This window comes from Spirosoma horti (assembly GCF_054776595.1).
In genome coordinates, this window is the sequence record NZ_BAAHBQ010000002.1 from 361175 (window position 1) to 379119 (window position 17945).

At 47.6% G+C, this 17945-nt stretch carries 18 protein-coding genes; 11 read left to right on the top strand and 7 right to left on the bottom strand.

Annotated features, from left to right (window positions below; all coding sequences use genetic code 11):
- The first annotated feature begins 51 nt into the window (after positions 1-51).
- From ACYVAM_RS05480 to ACYVAM_RS05490, 3 genes are all read left to right on the top strand, one after another.
- Positions 52-1410: a hypothetical protein gene (locus ACYVAM_RS05480; RefSeq protein WP_461064731.1), complete on the top strand. Its 1359-nt coding sequence runs from the start codon at positions 52-54 to the stop codon at positions 1408-1410.
- A 190-nt stretch (positions 1411-1600) separates the two neighbouring features.
- Positions 1601-3040 carry a S41 family peptidase gene (locus tag ACYVAM_RS05485; RefSeq protein WP_461064733.1) on the top strand — a complete coding sequence of 480 codons (1440 nt, stop codon included), beginning with the start codon at positions 1601-1603 and terminating at the stop codon, positions 3038-3040.
- An 88-nt stretch (positions 3041-3128) separates the two neighbouring features.
- On the top strand, positions 3129-4601 hold the full coding sequence (locus ACYVAM_RS05490) for a TonB-dependent receptor (protein WP_461064735.1): 1473 nt from the start codon (positions 3129-3131) through the stop codon (positions 4599-4601).
- A 44-nt stretch (positions 4602-4645) separates the two neighbouring features.
- Here the strand turns inward: ACYVAM_RS05490 and ACYVAM_RS05495 are convergent, their stop codons facing one another.
- The gene (locus ACYVAM_RS05495; RefSeq protein WP_461064737.1) at positions 4646-5164 is read right to left on the bottom strand and encodes a DinB family protein; all 519 of its coding nucleotides are present in this window, start codon (positions 5162-5164) and stop codon (positions 4646-4648) included.
- A gap of 278 nt (positions 5165-5442) precedes the next feature.
- Here ACYVAM_RS05495 and ACYVAM_RS05500 point away from each other — a divergent pair, with 278 nt between their 5' ends.
- Positions 5443-5613, top strand: a complete 171-nt coding sequence (locus tag ACYVAM_RS05500; protein ID WP_461064739.1) for a hypothetical protein — start codon at positions 5443-5445, stop codon at positions 5611-5613.
- Positions 5614-5641: 28 nt separating this feature from the next.
- Here the strand turns inward: ACYVAM_RS05500 and ACYVAM_RS05505 are convergent, their stop codons facing one another.
- Positions 5642-5884: a hypothetical protein gene (locus ACYVAM_RS05505; RefSeq protein ID WP_461064741.1), complete on the bottom strand. Its 243-nt coding sequence runs from the start codon at positions 5882-5884 to the stop codon at positions 5642-5644.
- A gap of 583 nt (positions 5885-6467) precedes the next feature.
- On the opposite strand from ACYVAM_RS05505, the gene ACYVAM_RS05510 reads away from it, so the two are divergent.
- Complete coding sequence (locus tag ACYVAM_RS05510) at positions 6468-6707, top strand: hypothetical protein (protein ID WP_461064743.1); 240 nt, start codon at positions 6468-6470, stop codon at positions 6705-6707.
- 124 nt (positions 6708-6831) lie between these two features.
- Here the strand turns inward: ACYVAM_RS05510 and ACYVAM_RS05515 are convergent, their stop codons facing one another.
- A complete protein-coding gene (locus tag ACYVAM_RS05515) occupies positions 6832-7059 on the bottom strand; it encodes a DUF6965 family protein (protein ID WP_461064745.1) in 228 nt (75 codons plus the stop codon).
- Positions 7060-7999: 940 nt separating this feature from the next.
- Between ACYVAM_RS05515 and ACYVAM_RS05520 the strand changes: the two genes are divergently transcribed.
- From ACYVAM_RS05520 to ACYVAM_RS05530, 3 genes are all read left to right on the top strand, one after another.
- Positions 8000-8200 (top strand): hypothetical protein, encoded by a 201-nt coding sequence (locus ACYVAM_RS05520; protein ID WP_461064747.1) that lies wholly within the window; start codon positions 8000-8002, stop codon positions 8198-8200.
- Positions 8201-8361: 161 nt separating this feature from the next.
- A complete protein-coding gene (locus ACYVAM_RS05525) occupies positions 8362-8937 on the top strand; it encodes a dihydrofolate reductase family protein (protein ID WP_461064749.1) in 576 nt (191 codons plus the stop codon).
- Positions 8938-9418: 481 nt separating this feature from the next.
- Positions 9419-10888 (top strand): TPR end-of-group domain-containing protein, encoded by a 1470-nt coding sequence (locus ACYVAM_RS05530; protein WP_461064751.1) that lies wholly within the window; start codon positions 9419-9421, stop codon positions 10886-10888.
- 187 nt (positions 10889-11075) lie between these two features.
- On the opposite strand, the gene ACYVAM_RS05535 is transcribed toward ACYVAM_RS05530, so the two are convergent.
- On the bottom strand, positions 11076-13268 hold the full coding sequence (locus ACYVAM_RS05535) for a sensor histidine kinase (protein WP_461064753.1): 2193 nt from the start codon (positions 13266-13268) through the stop codon (positions 11076-11078).
- Positions 13269-13766: 498 nt separating this feature from the next.
- On the opposite strand from ACYVAM_RS05535, the gene ACYVAM_RS05540 reads away from it, so the two are divergent.
- A complete protein-coding gene (locus ACYVAM_RS05540) occupies positions 13767-14105 on the top strand; it encodes an HPF/RaiA family ribosome-associated protein (protein ID WP_461064755.1) in 339 nt (112 codons plus the stop codon).
- 446 nt (positions 14106-14551) lie between these two features.
- Positions 14552-14980, top strand: a complete 429-nt coding sequence (locus ACYVAM_RS05545) for a response regulator (RefSeq protein WP_461064757.1) — start codon at positions 14552-14554, stop codon at positions 14978-14980.
- A 50-nt stretch (positions 14981-15030) separates the two neighbouring features.
- On the opposite strand, the gene ACYVAM_RS05550 is transcribed toward ACYVAM_RS05545, so the two are convergent.
- Both ACYVAM_RS05550 and ACYVAM_RS05555 read right to left on the bottom strand, forming a co-directional pair.
- Positions 15031-15252 carry a hypothetical protein gene (locus tag ACYVAM_RS05550; RefSeq protein WP_461064759.1) on the bottom strand — a complete coding sequence of 74 codons (222 nt, stop codon included), beginning with the start codon at positions 15250-15252 and terminating at the stop codon, positions 15031-15033.
- Between the two features lie 22 nt (positions 15253-15274).
- On the bottom strand, positions 15275-15646 hold the full coding sequence (locus ACYVAM_RS05555; RefSeq protein ID WP_461064761.1) for a hypothetical protein: 372 nt from the start codon (positions 15644-15646) through the stop codon (positions 15275-15277).
- 363 nt (positions 15647-16009) lie between these two features.
- Between ACYVAM_RS05555 and ACYVAM_RS05560 the strand changes: the two genes are divergently transcribed.
- Positions 16010-17158 carry a glycosyltransferase gene (locus tag ACYVAM_RS05560; RefSeq protein WP_461064763.1) on the top strand — a complete coding sequence of 383 codons (1149 nt, stop codon included), beginning with the start codon at positions 16010-16012 and terminating at the stop codon, positions 17156-17158.
- Between the two features lie 4 nt (positions 17159-17162).
- Here the strand turns inward: ACYVAM_RS05560 and ACYVAM_RS05565 are convergent, their stop codons facing one another.
- Positions 17163-17720 (bottom strand): hypothetical protein, encoded by a 558-nt coding sequence (locus tag ACYVAM_RS05565; protein ID WP_461064765.1) that lies wholly within the window; start codon positions 17718-17720, stop codon positions 17163-17165.
- Positions 17721-17945: the final 225 nt, after the last annotated feature.

Consider the following 17945-nt stretch of genomic DNA (forward strand, 5'->3'; position numbering starts at 1 on the left):
AATTGTTTGGCTTCTTTTAGTATCTTTCGATACTCTCTTAACCTAATCCCTGTGTCCCAAACACCAGACTCAAATGAACCTCTGCTGGCTCAGCAGGAAGAAAAGCTGCGTGAGTTAACCACGCAGAGCTGGAATCTCGAACTGGTTATTTCGGGAGCCGCTTTGTTCGCCATCCTGCAACTGCCCGACCTGCTCGATGTCGCCTTCGATTACATCCGCTACAATCTGATGAGTCAAACAGCCGGAATGCAGGGATTATTGCCGACGATGGCTTATAGTATGATGAAAGCGACCTGCTATGTTTTGTTCCTGGCTTTTCTGGCCAACTTCGTCATGCGTGCATTCTGGGTTGGCCTGGTTGGCTTATTAGCCGTTTATCCGACCGGGATTCACTACGACCGGATCCCTTTCAGCACCAAGTATGCCCAGGACAGGATGGCGGCAGAACTAGGGTCGTTGGAAAGCTATATTCTACGGCTGGACCGACGATGCAACATCGTCTTTGCAGTCGCCTTTTTGTTTGTTTTTATTCTCATTCTGGTTGCTTTTTCCTATCTACTGCTCATCCTGATCTATTCGGTACTACACCCGATTATTCCCCTTGACTACTGGCAGAGCATTAAATTTATGACGTATGGGCTCTTCGTCTGTTACTTTCTGGCCAGTATTGTCTTGAGTTTACCTGCGGTCAGAGCGCATCCGAGCGGAGCCAGTATACATTATCAGTTTACCTCGCTGAACAAACTCATGTTTTGGGGCTTCCATAAGCCTTTTTCCTTTATCCTGAACACGTTCTACAGCCACCTGCCGTATCAGAAAATCCTCCGAACGATGGGCATTATGATGGTTGTTTTCTTTGTGCTGATTATGGTCGAATTCTTCATCGACTTTTCCCGGATAGAGCAACGTGTGGCCAGCCTGAGTCAACGCCATCTCTACTCATCCCGACTCGATAGTCTGTATATCAGTTCGAACGCGTATGATGACAAACGTACTGAAGATCAGTACGTTGATCGGGCCGCTATTCAGGCAGATGTGATCCGTGATCCGTATATTCGGCTATACATCGCTTATCCCAAAGCGTTGGATACCCTGCTAACCACTGTATCTCCTGAACCTGTATGGAACGACACCCTGCCAAGAACTGAAAAGCGCCGTCGATATGCCGAGAGGAGTAATCAACAGATTAACCGTCTGGTACGTATTAACGTCAACGACTCCTTATACCGTAACCCCGGTCTGCTGTTCACACAACGAAATCAACCGAAGCAACATGGTTGGCAAACAGTCCTTTTACCAACCAATCTTAGGACGGGCCGGAATACAATCCGGATTGGCATTCAGGCCGACTCATCTACTAAACCGTTGGAGATTACTACCATTCCCTTCTGGTACATACCCGAGAAATAAAAAACAGCCTGACGGTTTCATGAGTTGCTCCTGTTATCATTGAGCAGCCAATTCTTGTTCTATGTCCAGAAATACGTACGAATAACGGTAGAAGAAATAGCTTACTATAGTTGGGATGACTCGATTATTATAAATTATTTTAGGGATAATTACGTTATTAGGGCATTGCTTTTGCACATTGCCAACTGCTATGATAGAATTTTCCGTTTTTCGGCCGGTGCTGGCTCTGATTGTTTCGAGCCTGCTTCTGGTAACTTCCTGTAAAAAGAGTGCTGATGTTACTCCTAGCACATCACCCGTTACCAACGGGGAAGTGAATGAGTGGATTCTGGGTAACATGAAGACCTATTATTACTGGAACGACAAGCTTCCGGCAAATCCTGATACGTCGCAAGCACCGAAATCTTTCTTTACGTCCCTCCTAAACACCTATAATGCGGCCACTAATCCGGATGGGGATCGTTTTTCGTGGATCCAGGAAAGTGCCGATGCCCTGAAAGCATCTTTGAACGGAGAAAGCAAAACAGACGGGCTTGAGTATAAACTGTATCTGCGCACCGCCGGTAGTAATGAAGTGATCGGGAAGGTGTTGTACGTCCAGAAAAATTCGCCGGCTGCTAAAGCAGGCCTGAAGCGGGGCGATATATTTTACCAAATTAATGGGCAGACACTCAACACAGGCAACTACTCCGATTTGGTTGATGGCACCGTCGATACCAAAACGTATACACTGGCTAGTGTAGATGGCACAAACACCATTGTCAACACGACGACGACCCGGCAAACAACGGCCATCGTTTTTCAGGCCAACCCGGTTTTTCTAGATTCTGTTTATACAATCAAGGGCAGAACAATTGGCTATTTCGTTTATAATCAGTTTGCCACCGGCCCAACCGGCCCCGACGACCATACGTATGATAATCTGGTTGATGAGGTGTTCACCCGATTTAAGGCAAAGGGCGTTACCGACCTGGTGCTCGATTTCCGGTACAATCCCGGTGGTTATGTAACGGCGGCTCAGAATCTGGCCAGTCTGGTTGGAAAGGGGATTGACCCATCGAAGATTTTCTACAAAAAAGAGTACAACAAAACAATAACGCCCGACCTGCTAAAGCAATACGGAGCCGACTGGTTCAATGGGTATTTTTTGCAGAAGGCCAATAATATCGGCGCTAATCTAAGGAGCTTAACCGTGCTCACAACAGGCGGAACGGCTTCGGCCAGTGAATTGGTTATCAATGGGTTGAAGCCATTTATGGAGGTTTCAACCATTGGCACGACATCATATGGCAAGAACGTAGGCTCCATTACGCTTTCGGACGAAAAAGGCCGGATCAAGTGGGGGATGCAGCCGATCGTAACCAAGTCATTCAATGCACTTGATCAGTCCGATTATTCGACTGGATTCAAACCATCGGTTGAGGTAAAAGAGTACACGAACGAGGTTTGGAAACAACTGGGTGACGTCAACGAGTCATTGTTTAGTACGGCCATAGCGCGCATAACTGGTGCCGGACGGTTGGCTGCTCACGCAAATGAGCCGACCTATGAACTCGGCTCATCCATTGAGCGTAAGGCGGGTGGCAGCAACATGTTCTTCAACGACAAGTTGCCTGACTTACAACATTAATATTGTATTATTTTGCGTTTGAAGCAGCCCCAAAGGCTGCTTTTGGCGTTTTATACTGTAACTTTAACATCTTCAAGCCGAACAGACTATGTACGAAAAGAATATAGGTACGAAGCAGAAAGCTTTACGAGTCAATCTCGACCGTCGTATTTACGGCTCGTTTGCCGAGATCGGAGCCGGTCAGGAAACAGCCGCTATGTTTTTTAAAGCTGGTGGCTCATCAGGCACCATTGCCAAAACCATGTCGGCCTACGATATGACCTTTAGCGACTCGATTTATGGCGTTGAAGAAAGCGGCCGCTATGTGGTTGAATCGCGACTGGTGAAGATGTTGAATAAGGAATATAGTTTGCTGGAAAAACGATTAGCCGAAAAACGGGGCTCCGATACAACGTTCTTTGCCTTTGCCAACACGGTTGTTGCACTTAATTATCAGAAAACCAATGAAGCTCACGGCTGGCTTGGCTGCCGGTTTCAACTCAACCCTCAATCGGGCTATAACGATGTCATTATCCATGTCAGGATGATCGACAATGAGAATATATTACAGCAGCAGGCCCTGGGAATCATCGGGGTTAACCTGATTTATGGGTGCTACTATTATTCTAAATCGCCCGAAACGCTGGTGTTGTCGCTCATGGATGACCTGGCACCCGAGCGGATTCAGATCGATATGATCCGGTTCAGTGGGCCTGATTTCTCGGATGTGGATAACCGCCTGATGAGCTTGCATCTGGTTAAAAATGGCTTCACAGACGCGGCCCTGTTTGGCGCTGACGGACAGGTGCTACAACCGTCGGAAGCCCTTTACAAGAAGCATATCCTGGTGATGCGCGGCCGGTTAAGGCCGGTCACGAATGTGCAGATGGATATGATTGAAAATGGGCTGAAACAGTTTAAAGATGAGCCGGATGTCGATGCTAATCGGGTTATATCTATGGCCGAGTTGACACTGCATAACCTGAAAGCCAATGAGCAGGGTATCGACGAAAAAGACTTTCTGGACCGGGTCGATATATTATGTTCGATGGGGCAGACTGTTATGATTTCTAATTACCTGGAATATTATAAACTCGTTGCGTATCTGGCCCGCCTGACACGTCTTAAAATAGGGTTGATCGTCGGGATTCCGAACCTGGAATACATTTTTGAAGAGAGTCACTATGAGTTCTTGCCGGGCGGTATTCTGGAGTCCTTTGCTACGTTGTTTAGCCGGAAAGTGAAGCTGTTCGTATATCCAACCCTGAAAGATGGGAGCATATATACCTGCAATGAATTCAAGCTGCCGCCTGCGCTGGAGCCGTTGTTCCAGTATCTGGTACGGAATGATAAAATTGAGGACATTACGGATTACAACGAGCAGAACCTGCACATTTCGACCGATCATGTTCTGGAAATGATTCAGCAAGGCGAAGATGGATGGGAAAGTATGGTGCCCGATCGGGTTGCTGAGCAGATCAAAACCAATTGCCTGTTTGGTTATCCCTGCGAGGTAGAATACGTGCCCATTGGCCAGCAGGTACGGCAGCAGCAGGAAGAAGAGCAAATGCCCACCAAATAGGCTGTTGAACGGGTTGAGCCATTCAACGCATAGGCCTAGGCAGCCTAGGCAAGAGCCAGTTTAATATGCGCCAGGTGATGCTGCACATGCCAGGCCGATATGGCCAGGGCTTGTGCCTGATTGAAGTGTAGTTGACGGGTCGGATGGTAATAGCTAACGGCTAACATGGCTGGTGTCAGGGATTTAGCCAGGTACGCGTACCGACGATGAACACCTTCAAACAGATTGAGCGAGTCGCTGATCGGGGCATTGATTCCGTCGGGCGTGTTGGCCCACCCGTCCATATTGATCATGGTGGCTACCCCATAATCAGGGTTGGTCAACGCTTGTTTCATCCGCAGAAAATGCAGGAAGCTGATGTCGCTCACATGATGAATGAGTTGCTGTACGGTCCAGCTTCCTTCCCGATACGTTTTGGCTAACTCGCGATTCGATAAGCCCTCTACAACTTGCCGGTACGCTAATGGGCTGGCTTCGATCACATCAATGATGTGAGCCATCTGATCATCCGAATAGCTGTCCTGGCTGGCAAACGGTCCGATAGGGTATTTACGATTATCCATGTATAGTAAACCTATGGGCCATTCGCTAAGATGTGTGTACACTTTGACTACCTAGCCCTTTAAATTTCGTTAGTTAGCATAACGTAGCCCTTCCTTTATCCATTTTTGCCGCCACCGTTTTTAATGTCAGATTGACGTTTCAATACGTTTTAGAGGGGGCAATTTCATAAATAATTAGCAAGACTATGATTATTACGTTTGCGCAATATAGCATACTTACCGCTACATATAGCTGTGCAACCTGCAGTCAGCTTGAGAAACAAACGAGTTTTGATCGCATGATGATTAGTTACTACATCATGGGGCTTGTTAGTGTTGGTCTGATTAAGGCAAGTGATGAAAGCCCCAGTGAGACTACCTGCTATGAACTGACGGATCTTGGTATGACCTATATTGACGACTATGAGCGGGCAAATCCGGATCTGGTCATTAAGCGAGCCCTGATCTAGCTATTTATTCACTGAATTAAGTATAGCCTTATACGATACGCTCAAGATAAGATTGAGCCAATCGTATGATCAACTCCCTATTCATATCTGCTGACGAGAACTCCTCTTGCTCGTCGAAGGTAACAGCGCCCGAATCCACATTGTAAAGCCCTACGGGCGATGAGTCCGCGTCACTACTCGCTCTCTCAAGACAGTGCATAGCCTCCTCTTCGGAGGTAAATCCTCTGGCTATAGGAATGTCAAACAGCGTAAAAACAGCGATATACCGCATAACTTGCTGTAATTCGAATGTATTTACGGTAGACTTGTGCAACTGGATTTTGATTTAATAGTATAATTTCGATTGATATAAATGAGAAACTTCTGTTTTAATAACTAAAGAAGATACTAGTCCTATATTTTCACATTACACACTATACAAATGTAAAAAATAACCTATTAAAATAACTAATCATGTTGGTCTTATTTCGATGGAATAAACTTATAGTTATATTTGGTCGAAAAATTAAAAAGAATGAAATAAGTAAACCCGCCTGAGTTCTGCTTAGCGGGTTTTTTTGTTGATAAATACTTGTTAAGAGAGACTTAGTAGTTAACGAAACCTGTAGCCGGGTGTAGTTCGGTGAAGTAAATGTTGAGCTAACCGTCGTGTAGTACGAGGGCATATGCTCATTCAGAAGCTTTCTCTGTGCTGTATTTCACAGCTGTACAGGAAAATAAGTCAACAATTATTTATTGGCTCTAGGCAGGCAAATTAGCCTAATTAATGGACAAAAAATGCCCGTTTCTGTGCTGAAAATACCGTTTTTTTTGTTCTATATACAGGAACGTAAACAACAGATTTAAGCGAAGAAATGGAGTATTTTCAATTGTCTAAGCCACTGGCCCATACACCTGACCAGTCGGCTCGTCGGGCTACCCGCCGAAAGAGCAATGGGCAGGCAACTGCAGCGCTACTTATTCAGATGGCTACCGAAATACTGACGGCTTCACCGACACTTAGGAAGAGAGCCAATATTACACTGGTCGATTTGGCCGCGGCTGAAAAGGTCCGCAAAGATCTGGCTAAGAGCCAATCGGATAACCTTAAGTAAGGGTTCAGAAACAAGGTAGTCTCATCTTGCCCTTACTTCGCTCGACTATTTTCAAACGATAAAGCCCTGTCAGCATTGATGGGGCTTTACGGTTAAAGCTATCAGCCAGCCTGTTTTACGTGAATTATGCCAAGGGCGGCTGAGCTACTACCCATTCCTGAATTTCCCGTAATATAATCACAGCTGACTTTCTTGATGCGTCAACGTCACTGCGTAATTGCTTGAGCTGCGCTTCCACCGCGTTGGGCAGGTTCAGAAAAACACTATATGCATTAACATGTTGAGGCCCAGAAGGTAATGGACGATTGGCGAAGAAATTAATTAATTCCTGATGTTCTGTGCTCAGTTGCATGAAGCAAAAATAAGAATTAGTCGCCACGCTGCCATAATCTGAACGAAGTAAGCCTGCTTTTGAAAACAGACGAGGGTACCAAAAAACAAAGACCGGGCAGCGCCCAGTCTTGTTTAACCTTCCTCTTTTTAAACCTAATCAGTTACCAGTCAATAGCTTATTAAAGCATTATGTTCGGCGATCGGCCTATAGCAATGTAGTTCGTACTGAAAACATGTTCTAAAAAGCCCATCCACAATATGGATGGGCTTTTATAATCCTAGCCACACTAATATACTACCCTATCAATGTTTTGATGAAATAAAGTTAATGAAAATAATTAATTGTAAACAATATGGTTTCTAATAATTTGAAAAAATAAATATATTAGATAGACTCTGTAGAGTGATGAGTGATTCACCATCTATTTTTAGCTAGATCTTAAACGTTTTTTTAGCTAGTCATCAGGGAATAAAAGCTGAGCAGAAAGCAGGTATTTTTTTGTGAGGATACGGGTCAGGTATAAAAACAGCCGCCATCTAAGCAGACGACGGCTGTCGTACCCCACCATTCTTTAACTTGTAATGTAGGCTTTACTGTTTCCCGTTGAGTTTGTTGATTGGACTGAAAAATAATGAGAAAGTGGGCTTCGAAATGATTTATAGTTTATAATAAACGTTTGATAATGAGAAGCTAATGAAAAGGAAGGTGGGTAAGCTGCCTAGATTTTGGTTGTTTAGTTCATTACACTTAAACTGGTTATTTCAGGCATTGATGTGACGCGTAGGCAGCAGCTGAAAAATATAATTCTCAACCTCAACGAATTTGTAAGAACAAACAAGGTTTTGATTGTTAATAGGATTATTAGCATAGAAAATTAAACATATTGGTCAGGGTTTCTCCTGATCTGGGTTGAAGGCCGCTACTTGCTATTCTGGTTATTACCCAAAATTTTTTTATCATGGACACTCGACGAATCAACCAAACGCTGTCAATTCACCCTCATAAAGATTTGATCGCACTAACTGAAGAGCATCTGAGTGAATGGTTTCAGTTACTGGATGATTTACAGGACGCGCATGCGCCAACGGATCAGTTAGTTTATTGCCGGAAGGAAATAACGCGTTTGCAGCGAAATCTTTATCAGTTAAGAAACGCTTAAGTCAGAAGAAAACAGCTACAGTAATGCATAGCCCGGGAGTTAGCTTCCGGGCTAATTTATTCACATGGTCACAAAACGCTCTCATTTTGTCAGGATTGCCCCTCATGCCTGTACCCCGTCCAGTTTAACTTTGTGAAAACCCTACATGAATAGCAATCAAAATGAGGAAGGTCAGAATTTTGGAACATATCTCATTAGACGGTGTGATCCAGCACGAAGACAGCGAAGACTTCGCATATGGCGACTGGACGGCACCTTATCGAACTCCGGCTGGACTAGAGGCCGTCCTGGAAGCACAAGGCAGCCACTTCGATCTATTGCTCGGCCGCCGTACCTATGATTTGTGGGCCGATTACTGGCCCAAAGTTGGGAATAGTCCGATAGCGAACGCGCTGAATGCTGCGACCAAATACGTTGCGACCCACCGGCCGGACAGCCTCGAATGGGCCCCGGTCGGAGATTTGGGTGCGGACAGTCTGGTGGGTATCCGCGACCTCAAGTCAACGGACGGCCCTGACCTGATCGTTTGGGGAAGTTCAACGCTGACGTCTGCGTTGCTTGAACAAGGATTGGTCGACGAGGTTGTGCTACTGGTTTACCCAGTCTTGCTTGGCCGGGGCAAACGCTTTTTTTCGGATAGTGCTGACCCGCGCGAACTCGCTTTGGTAAGCACGAAGGTTACCTCGACGGGCGTGCTCATAAACACGTATCGACACGTTGGATCGCTGCACCCCTAAATCTGTTAGCGGACCGGTGTGCCGAGCCGTTTACACAGGAACGAGATGCGATTTTTACATGCCTACTCACAGATTGAAAAGTAGGCTGTCGAACGGATTTATGACCAGTTCAGAGCCTCTCCGGAGCAGTTACCAACATTATGCCGCTTAAATTAGATGTTATCCACAGGGTTGGGGCGTAATTTGTGGATAACTAGTTGGTCAACGTAGGTCACTCAATGATGTTCGCGGTGAAAATGGGAAAAAGTAATTCTTCATTCAAGTTGCGAAACGGGCTCGTGAGGACTCTCTTTGTCGGCGCTATTGGGTACCCCTCAACGTAGGGTAAGCCTTAGCCGTTGATGTGAAATAATCTGCCGGTAAACGTATGATATAGAGAAGATGGTGTAGTAGGTGTTCATGATTTATGCCTTTTTAGATGCAACTTACCTAGCCATTCGCGCATCTTCCTGACAAAGCATACACATATCCGATGACACGAATGAAAACATCTTTTTTACTTTTCGTATGGCTATTCCTGACTCAACTGGCCATTGCTCAAAATGATGTAGGCAAGCAGGCAGAAGTCGCTTATCAAAACAAACAATTCGATAAGGCCGCCACATTATTTCTACAGGTGCAGGACTATTACAATGCCGCTTGCTGTTTCGCGTTGGGCGGGAAAAAAAAGGAAGCCCTGACCACGCTCACCAAAGCGGTGGATGATGGCTATACCAACCTGAGCCACATCAATGAAGACCCCGATTTTGCCAGTCTGCGCGGAACACCTGAGTGGAAAACAACGCTGACCAGGATTGAAAAAACAATTAAGGAAACGGTTAGCACTATAAAAAAAGTTACCGTGCTGGAAAGCAATAATTACCTGCTCAACAACAAGGTCGACTACCTGAATTACCCCGATGACATCAGCAAGAAAGAATATGCCGATCTGAAAGCGCTCATTGAAAAAGACGTTAACGTTGCTGGTTTAAACGATCAGCAGCTCATCATCGAACTATTGAACTGGGTTAGTAGCCAGTGGGATCATGATGGCAATAACGAAGCCCCTGACTCGCTCAATTCATATCAGATCGTTCTGTCGGCGCGGGATGGTAATCGCTACCGATGCGTTGAATATGGGGGCGTGCTAAGCGATGCTTTGAAGAGCTTCGGCTTTGTCTCGCGGTCGCTCGGCCTGACAACGCCCAATGTCGCCTATGGCGGTTTTGGTATGGGCCATGTGGCCACGGAGGTCTGGTGCAACTCTCTTCAGAAGTGGATTTTTGTCGATCCCCAGTTCAGTATATATGTGCAGCACAAGGGCGAGTATCTCAACTATTACGACATATATAAACTCTACAAGCAGGGCAAATATGATGAGATTTCATTTCTGCCAACCCAGAAGTACGCCACTAAACGGAAGCTGGATCTAGCGGCCTACCAGCAGGAGTACAAGGGATTTCAACAGCAGTACTTTGGCTTTATCAACGCGGGTTATCGCTATCAGAATCAGAAACAGTCGCTGGCGCTGATGCTCGACGGAATGGCTCCTTACCTCACGTTTCAGGGCCAGGCATCGGGCAATATGGTGTTCACCAAAAATCCCGACGACTTTTATTTTGACATGAATCGGGTGAGCATCAGCTTTGCTTTTCAACAAGGATCCCGTTTTTCGGAGATTAATAAGAAATACAATATTCGTACCGACGGGCAATACAAGCGGCACATGGCTGAGTTTGCACCGGTACCTAATCTCACCCTTTCTCTACTACACAACATGCCCTGGTTCGACCACTACGAGGTGCGTCTGAATGGCAAGCTCCTGGAGGTCGATACCAAGGGGCGATACCCGGCTAATCTGACCGAAGGGCTAAACAATCTGGAAGCGGTGGCGATCAACAAGGCCGGCCTGAAAGGTATTCCAACCAAGATCGTCCTGCGGTATGGCACGGACCAGCTGACGGAAAAGTAATTGAGTCAGCGGCTTTGGCGGTGCTAAAGTCTGGACTTGATTTTTCTGTAAATAGCGTCAAAACAGATCTCCAGCGGGGCGCATCCAATGGCAGTTGCTGAATAAACGTAATTCCGATACCTATACTGTCCCTGAGGCTGGCTTTTTAGTGAAACTTATCAGAATAACTTAAGTACTAGTCGTTTACCTAAAGCACCATGCTTGGTCCGGTAGTCGGGAGGATAATGGTAAATTCTGTAAAACTACCTTCCTCCGTTTCCAGGGCTACGGTGCCGCCGTAGCCTTTCGTAATGATATCATAACTTAAGGAGAGTCCCAGACCGGTGCCCTCTCCGCTGGGTTTGGTTGTAAAAAAAGGCTGAAATACCTTCGGTCGTGCCTCCTTGGGAATTCCCGTTCCGTTGTCGCGCACGTGCAGTTCAATACTCGTCGCAGTTCGTTTTGTACTTATCCACAGCGTGGGTTTGTAGCCTGACTCGGTAGTTTGTTGTCGCTTGTGAAGGGCATAAAAGGCGTTACTGAATAAATTCAATAATACCCGTCCGATTTCCTGAGAAACGATGGAGATCAGGCCAAGATCAGCGGACAGATCCATATGTATATGAGCTTCGAAGCCAGGTGTTTTGGTGCGAATGGCGTGGTAGGCTAATTTGAGGTATTCCTCCGCGAGAGCGTTCAGATCAGTGGGATGCCTTTCCCCCGTAATGCTGCGGCTATGTTCGAGCATACCCTTAACGATGGATGACGCGCGTTGGCCATGATGGGTTATCTTCCCGAGATTCTGACGCAGGTCAGCTAATAATTCGGCTTCCAGCTCCCGATCACGAGTTGGGTTGTCGGCTTCCTCGGTGAGTTCAGCAACCAGTTCACTCGATACCTCGGAGAAGTTATTCACGAAATTCAGAGGGTTCTGAATTTCGTGAGCAATACCCGCCGTCAATTCACCCAGACTGGCCAGTTTTTCGCGCTGGATCAGCTGCGTTTGGGTTTCGCGCAGTTCTGTTAGGGATTGGCTTAATTCGGCTGTGCGATCGGCTACCTGCTGCTCCAGCCTTTCGTTTTGAGTCGCCAACAGCAACTGTTTTTCCTGCTCCTGAGCCAGCGTTTGCGCCGACAGTCGGCTTACGGTGTCGAACTGTTGCCGTAGGGCCTGGTAGGTGCGTGCATAGTCGCTTACGAGCGAAAAGGACAGGCCAATTGGAACGCTGAATAGCGCCACTAAGCCAAGCAGTACAATTGGAATGGTGAACCAGTCTGCTGCAGGAGTGATATCGGAGAAATTAGTCAGTAAACTCCCTGAAACGCCAAGTACCGCAATGGCTAGTATCGTATAAAGGGAAAATTTAAGTGAATTCCAGGGCAAACGGGCATCCGGGTCCGGGTTCCGGCGTTTTGCCAGCCAGCTTACCCGGCTATACTCGATCAGTACGATCAAAAACTGCATTCCGCCACTGCCTTCAGGTAAGGAGCTGATAAAAATGTTATAAATGACGATCGCCGTAAGCAGGGCAATTATGCCCCAGAAAACCCGGCCCAGCCGTCGGCCGAGATAGGTATAAACCGACAACAAGAGCAGTCCCAGTGCCAGATTGACAAATACGCTGGAAACGGATAACATGACTGAATCAAGAGTCAGTGTGCCCGTATCACTGTTGACCTGATCAATCAGGAAAATTAGTAAAAACGCCAGCATCGTCAGGGACAGTATCAGATTCACTCGTTGGGTTGGATTTGCCCTGTAAAACAGGAAATGCAGTAGGCTTAGTACCCCGAAAATACCGACCACCACATACTCCAGAGCGGCTGATCTGTTCTGATTTCTTAGCAGCTCGACAGCCGCCCGGTCGCGGGGTTGAAATCGTATCTCGAGCGGTATTTTTCGCACGGTATTCCCAATCAGAGGATCACGGCGAAAGGCATAACGTACGGCTAGCACGTGCTGATTTGTATCCGTAATCCGCAATGGGACGAATTCAACAAGCCGTTGCGAACCACCTGAATCGAACTTGAAAGGCCGTAGAGTAGCCAGTAGCCGGCCATCCAGATACAAGGTTGATGTGCCAAACTGCTGTACGGTCAGCGTTAAGCTGTCCTTATTTGGCTTCCGAAAGCGGATCGTTTTCCGGAACCAGCCCCGACCTGTTTTCCAAAGTGCCTTATTTTCGATGAGGCTAACGTGGGGATTCATCTTCTCCCAGTGACGGTTATTATAAGCAGGGCTGGCCCAATCGAGGCTATCGCCCGCCCGGAAGCGCCACGGATCCTGATTCACAATATCAGCGGTAGAGTAATTTTCTATCACGATGATCTGCGCGGTGGTGGTGAAGGCACTCAATAGCAGGAGCCAGCCAATGACTAAACGGTACAGGGGTCGGATCATAAGACAAAGTAACGTAGGTCGGGTTAGTTTCCAACAAATACCCGCTTATGGACCTGATTTCGTTGAATGTCAGGGCGGATCAGCTACTCGTATGGTCTGGCTTATCCATTTCACATAAGCTATTCCTGGAATCTTTGGGGATGGGCCGGCCTGTGACCGATACGGCTCCCGCCCTGCCACGGCCGGTATGTGAACACCGTAACGCTGACGGTTGCAAGTGTTGTACGTAGCACTGGTAACGTCAGAAAACGAGGCAATAGCCGCTGATTTAGGCTACGAATGGCTCATAAAACGGGCGAATGTAACGGGGCAGTTAATACTACTCATCATGGATAACTCCTGCTGCTTCGTATCCACCGCGTAATCAACAGCCCATAATTGTTGTTGAATGAATTAGCCGATAAGAACACCATTACCTCATTTACGTTGGTTTTTCGCTGACGGCTTACTCGTATCAGCGTTAGTTCACCTGTTTAGTAAACCATAACGCAAACAGAAATGAGCCAGGAGAAAGGATTAGACGATGTGCGTTTGAATATAAATGCGGTCAACATTACAGTCGATGATGGCTTCCGGGATAGGATAGCCCAGGCGTTGATAAAACTTCGGCGCTATTACAGTGGAGATCTGATTACGGCAGATGTGTTTCTGCGGGTAGAAGCCCACGGTGGCCCCAATGAGAAATCACTGCGAATCAACTATGGCGTGCCGGGCACCGGTGCCTTTGCCGAAGAGGAGGGCGACAACTGGGACACGATGCTCCATATCGTAACAGGTAAGCTAAAACATCAGCTCGAACGAAAGTTTACCAACTCACAAAACAGCTACCGAAACTAATAAGTACTCAAGTTGGTCGACCATTTCCAACCTCCTCATTTTTTAGGAAGAGGTTGGAAATGGAAAAAACAACCGCTCAACCGATCTACGTACTAGGTCAAATAGCACCTGAGAGGTAGCCAGACACTGGCCGGGAACTCAACTAGAGCTTACGGTCAGCTTCCATCGTCCAGATTGGCCTCTGTGCCCAGATCATCGCTGGTTCACGGATCGTCACGGGTACTATCTATATCGGGTAGCGCCATATCACCGTCCATTCTACCGCTGTATTCTTCCATAGTTCTGCCCGTGTTTGTTGCATCACGAGCATAACCACCGGCAGGTGCAAGCAGAAAGTCTACCTATCTGGCAGCGGAGGACCACTACCTAACTTCCCCTTTTTATAGAAAGAGCATGTAGTTCCCGGGAGTTGCCTTCTTATACAAATTCTGGTTGATAGCTAACTCATGACTAATCCAAAGGAAGTGTATCTCGTTGATGATGCCTATGACTACCGGTTTTTGGTACAGGGCATTTTCGCCCGGCACATGCCCGACTATCAACTTCGTTTGTTTGAGAGTGGGAATGCTCTGGCGTATCATGTGCTCCGGAGTCTTGAGCGCCCCGCGTTGATTTTACTGGATCGGCATATGCCCAATCGGGACGGCTATCAAACCCTACAGTTGCTTAAACAGCACCCAAACTGGCATGTAGTGCCCGTAGTAATGATAAGCGCCAATGCTAGTCCGGAAGACGTTCAACAGGGGTATCGGTTGGGGGCCAATTCATTTTTGAGAAAACCACTGGACTACGAATCGCTCCGGCGTTTAATGGAGTCTACCTGCCAGTACTGGTTATCACTCAATCAGCCATTCGACACGCCTATAGCTGCCTAAGGATCATCTATTTATACATACTGAGGTCATTGTCTATAGGCATTCAGTCACTACGCGACCACTTTCCAACCTGGCAGAGCGAAAAAGACTTTTTTACCACTCCCTGAGCCACGGCAGTCATTGATGAATGCATAGGGGCCAACGGGTGCATCGCTATGTTCTTTGCAGGCTTTCGGCTGTACAGTCAGGGACGTGAGTGCCGTTGTTCGATCAATGAAAAGCAGGGCGTCATGCCGCTCCGTCAGGCGCGTTGATACGTAGTTATCAGGCATCTAACTGAACGTCGCTTCCAGTCTAGGGCTGTTGGCTCAGGATGATTTTGGCTGAGTCCGACTTAAGCATAAAGCCCTCATCCTGTTTCTGCACGGCATAGGGCGTGTTATTGATACGAAGGCTATCGCCCTCCACTTTCCAGGTGAACGGTGTGTCTTTCGATACCATACCCATCTGGATGTGATTCGTGCCTTTACCGCCTTTGCTGAAGCTGTAAATGGCTTTGGAATCCAGCAGGTCGGCTAAACTCGAGGTATCTACCCCGCTGGTCGAATCGACATTGTAGGTTGCCGTAAATTGCTTGCTTTCAAAATCAATATCCCGAATACCGCTTTTACAGCTAGTCAGAAAACCGAGCAACACGGCCCAGACGCTTCGTTTCAGATAGGTCATGCGTTGTTAACGTTTATCGACTGAGCTCCTCGGGATGGTTCTTCGGCGAGCCGCCCTTGTTGTGCTTACTGCGGACAACCCGATTCGACTGGTGATGGAACCCGGTAGGCTTCTTGTTGCTCTACCAGCCCCCGAGGCTACACTCTACGACCCGTTCATTGGTTAGGCTTGCTCAACACCCGCCAGTTGGGTATGTCCGACAATTTTTGATGGGAGTGAGGCAATGGACTGCTGGGGCCGTTTGCTCACCAATTGCCTTGATTGACGGATAAGGAGAGCCGCTGGCCAGTTCAACACCCACGAACACGTCGGAATAGCGCCGTCTCAGGGTAGGTGACGGGCCACTGGCCTAACGAACAGCTAATGAACTATATCAACCACAAGTCCGCAACGAATAGCACCTTACAACGCCAGTCGGAAAGAGCCAATATAAAAAATACCCTGACCGCCTACGCGTTTAGTGGTCCCGGCGAGGTTCAGGACCTGGTTTGTTTTTCGCACCTGCGCTGGGATTTTGTCTATCAGCGTCCGCAGCATTTATTAAGCCGGGCCAGCAAACAGTGGCGGGTCTGGTATGTAGAAGAGCCTGTCTGGAGTGGCCAGCTTCGGCTGGAGATTCGGTCCGTTACGGATCGGATTCGGGTGGTGGTGCCTCACTTGCTGCACGGTGTCGACGACCAGGTCGCCGTTGAATTACAGCGCCAGCTGGTCGATCAGCTTTTAGAGCAGGAACGGCTCACCGATTTTATTGCCTGGTATTATACACCAATGGCCCTTCGTTTTACGGATCACTTGAAGTCCCGCCTGACTGTCTACGACTGCATGGATCAGTTGGCTGCTTTTGCTGGCGCTTCGCCTTTATTATTGACCCAAGAAGCCAGCCTGATGAAGAAAGCCGATCTGGTGTATACCGGTGGCTATAGCTTATTCGAAGCTAAACAAAACCGACATCCGCAGGTATTTGCCTTTCCAAGCTGCATTGACTTCGGGCATTTTTCGCCGGGCCGGGGTGATATGCCTGACCCCGACGATCAGCGGGAAATTGCTGGTCCCCGAATTGGATTTTGTGGTGTGATTGATGAACGGGTCGACCTGCACCTGCTAGGCGAAGTGGCCAGAAACCGGCCCGACTGGCAGTTCATTATGCTGGGGCCTGTTGTGAAAATTGATCCGGCCACGCTGCCGCAGAGGCATAATCTGCATTACCTGGGTATGAAAAACTACTGCGATCTGCCTGCCTATTTTGGCAACTGGCAGGTCGCCATGATGCCATTTGCCATCAATGAAGCTACTCGGTATATCAGCCCAACCAAAACACCGGAATACCTGTCGGCGGGTTTGCCGGTTGTGTCAACGCCCATTCGCGATGTGGTGCGGGACTACGGTGGCCGCGGGCCGGTTCTGATTGGCGAAACACCACAAGCCTTTGAAAAAGCCATCGAGTTAGCGATCAATGGTCGGTACGAAATTGACTGGAAATCTGTCGATGGATTTTTGCAGGAACAATCCTAGGATACTATCTGGCAGCAAATGCAGCGCCTGATGAACGCCCAGCTTCAGCAAGTTTATATAAGTCAACAACTGAATCCAGGACTTCTTTATGACTAGTCAGTAATATTTCCAGTATAGCCGCTAAAAACGAAAGGGCAGAAGCCCTCTTCGAAGACGAGCTGGACGTGCTCGTTGAAAATCCGTCACCAACCCCGGGTCTATCGGTACTTCCGGAATGGGTTACAACGTTTCGAAGCCGGCAAAAGACGGCTTTGGTTCTGACTTTCGCTTTTTCGTAAGCATCGATCACGCCGTTGGTCCGGTTGCGTGACAGGAGCCACCAGCCACCCAGCAGGGCTGCGCCCACAGCCAGGGCCATTGTGATGGTCATTCTCTTATCCTGTGCTACGTCATTGCGGTCTTTCATCAGGTTACGGATATTCTGTGCATTCACCGCATCGGGCAGCAGATAGCCGGAGGTAGCCTGCAACTTGGCCGATAAACCGGGGGCTACCTTATTTTTGTCGGCCATCAGCGCTTCGTAGCCTGCTTTGGCTACCTCCGCCGGAGTCTTCAAGCGCATATTGTCTGATTACCTGTTGCATCGAAATGAGTTCGTTAGTTGATTGGAATAATTACCTCGCCTGACTCGGCCTTTGGTTTAAAGACGGAGTTTAGGCATCAACACAGGCTAAACGAACGAGTTTAGGGCAACAGAAACGAAGTAAGGATACGGTACGGTTAACCAGAATACAGGGGCTCTGTCAGGCAGGCTGATTTAGGATAGAGAGTACGTTAAACACAAACA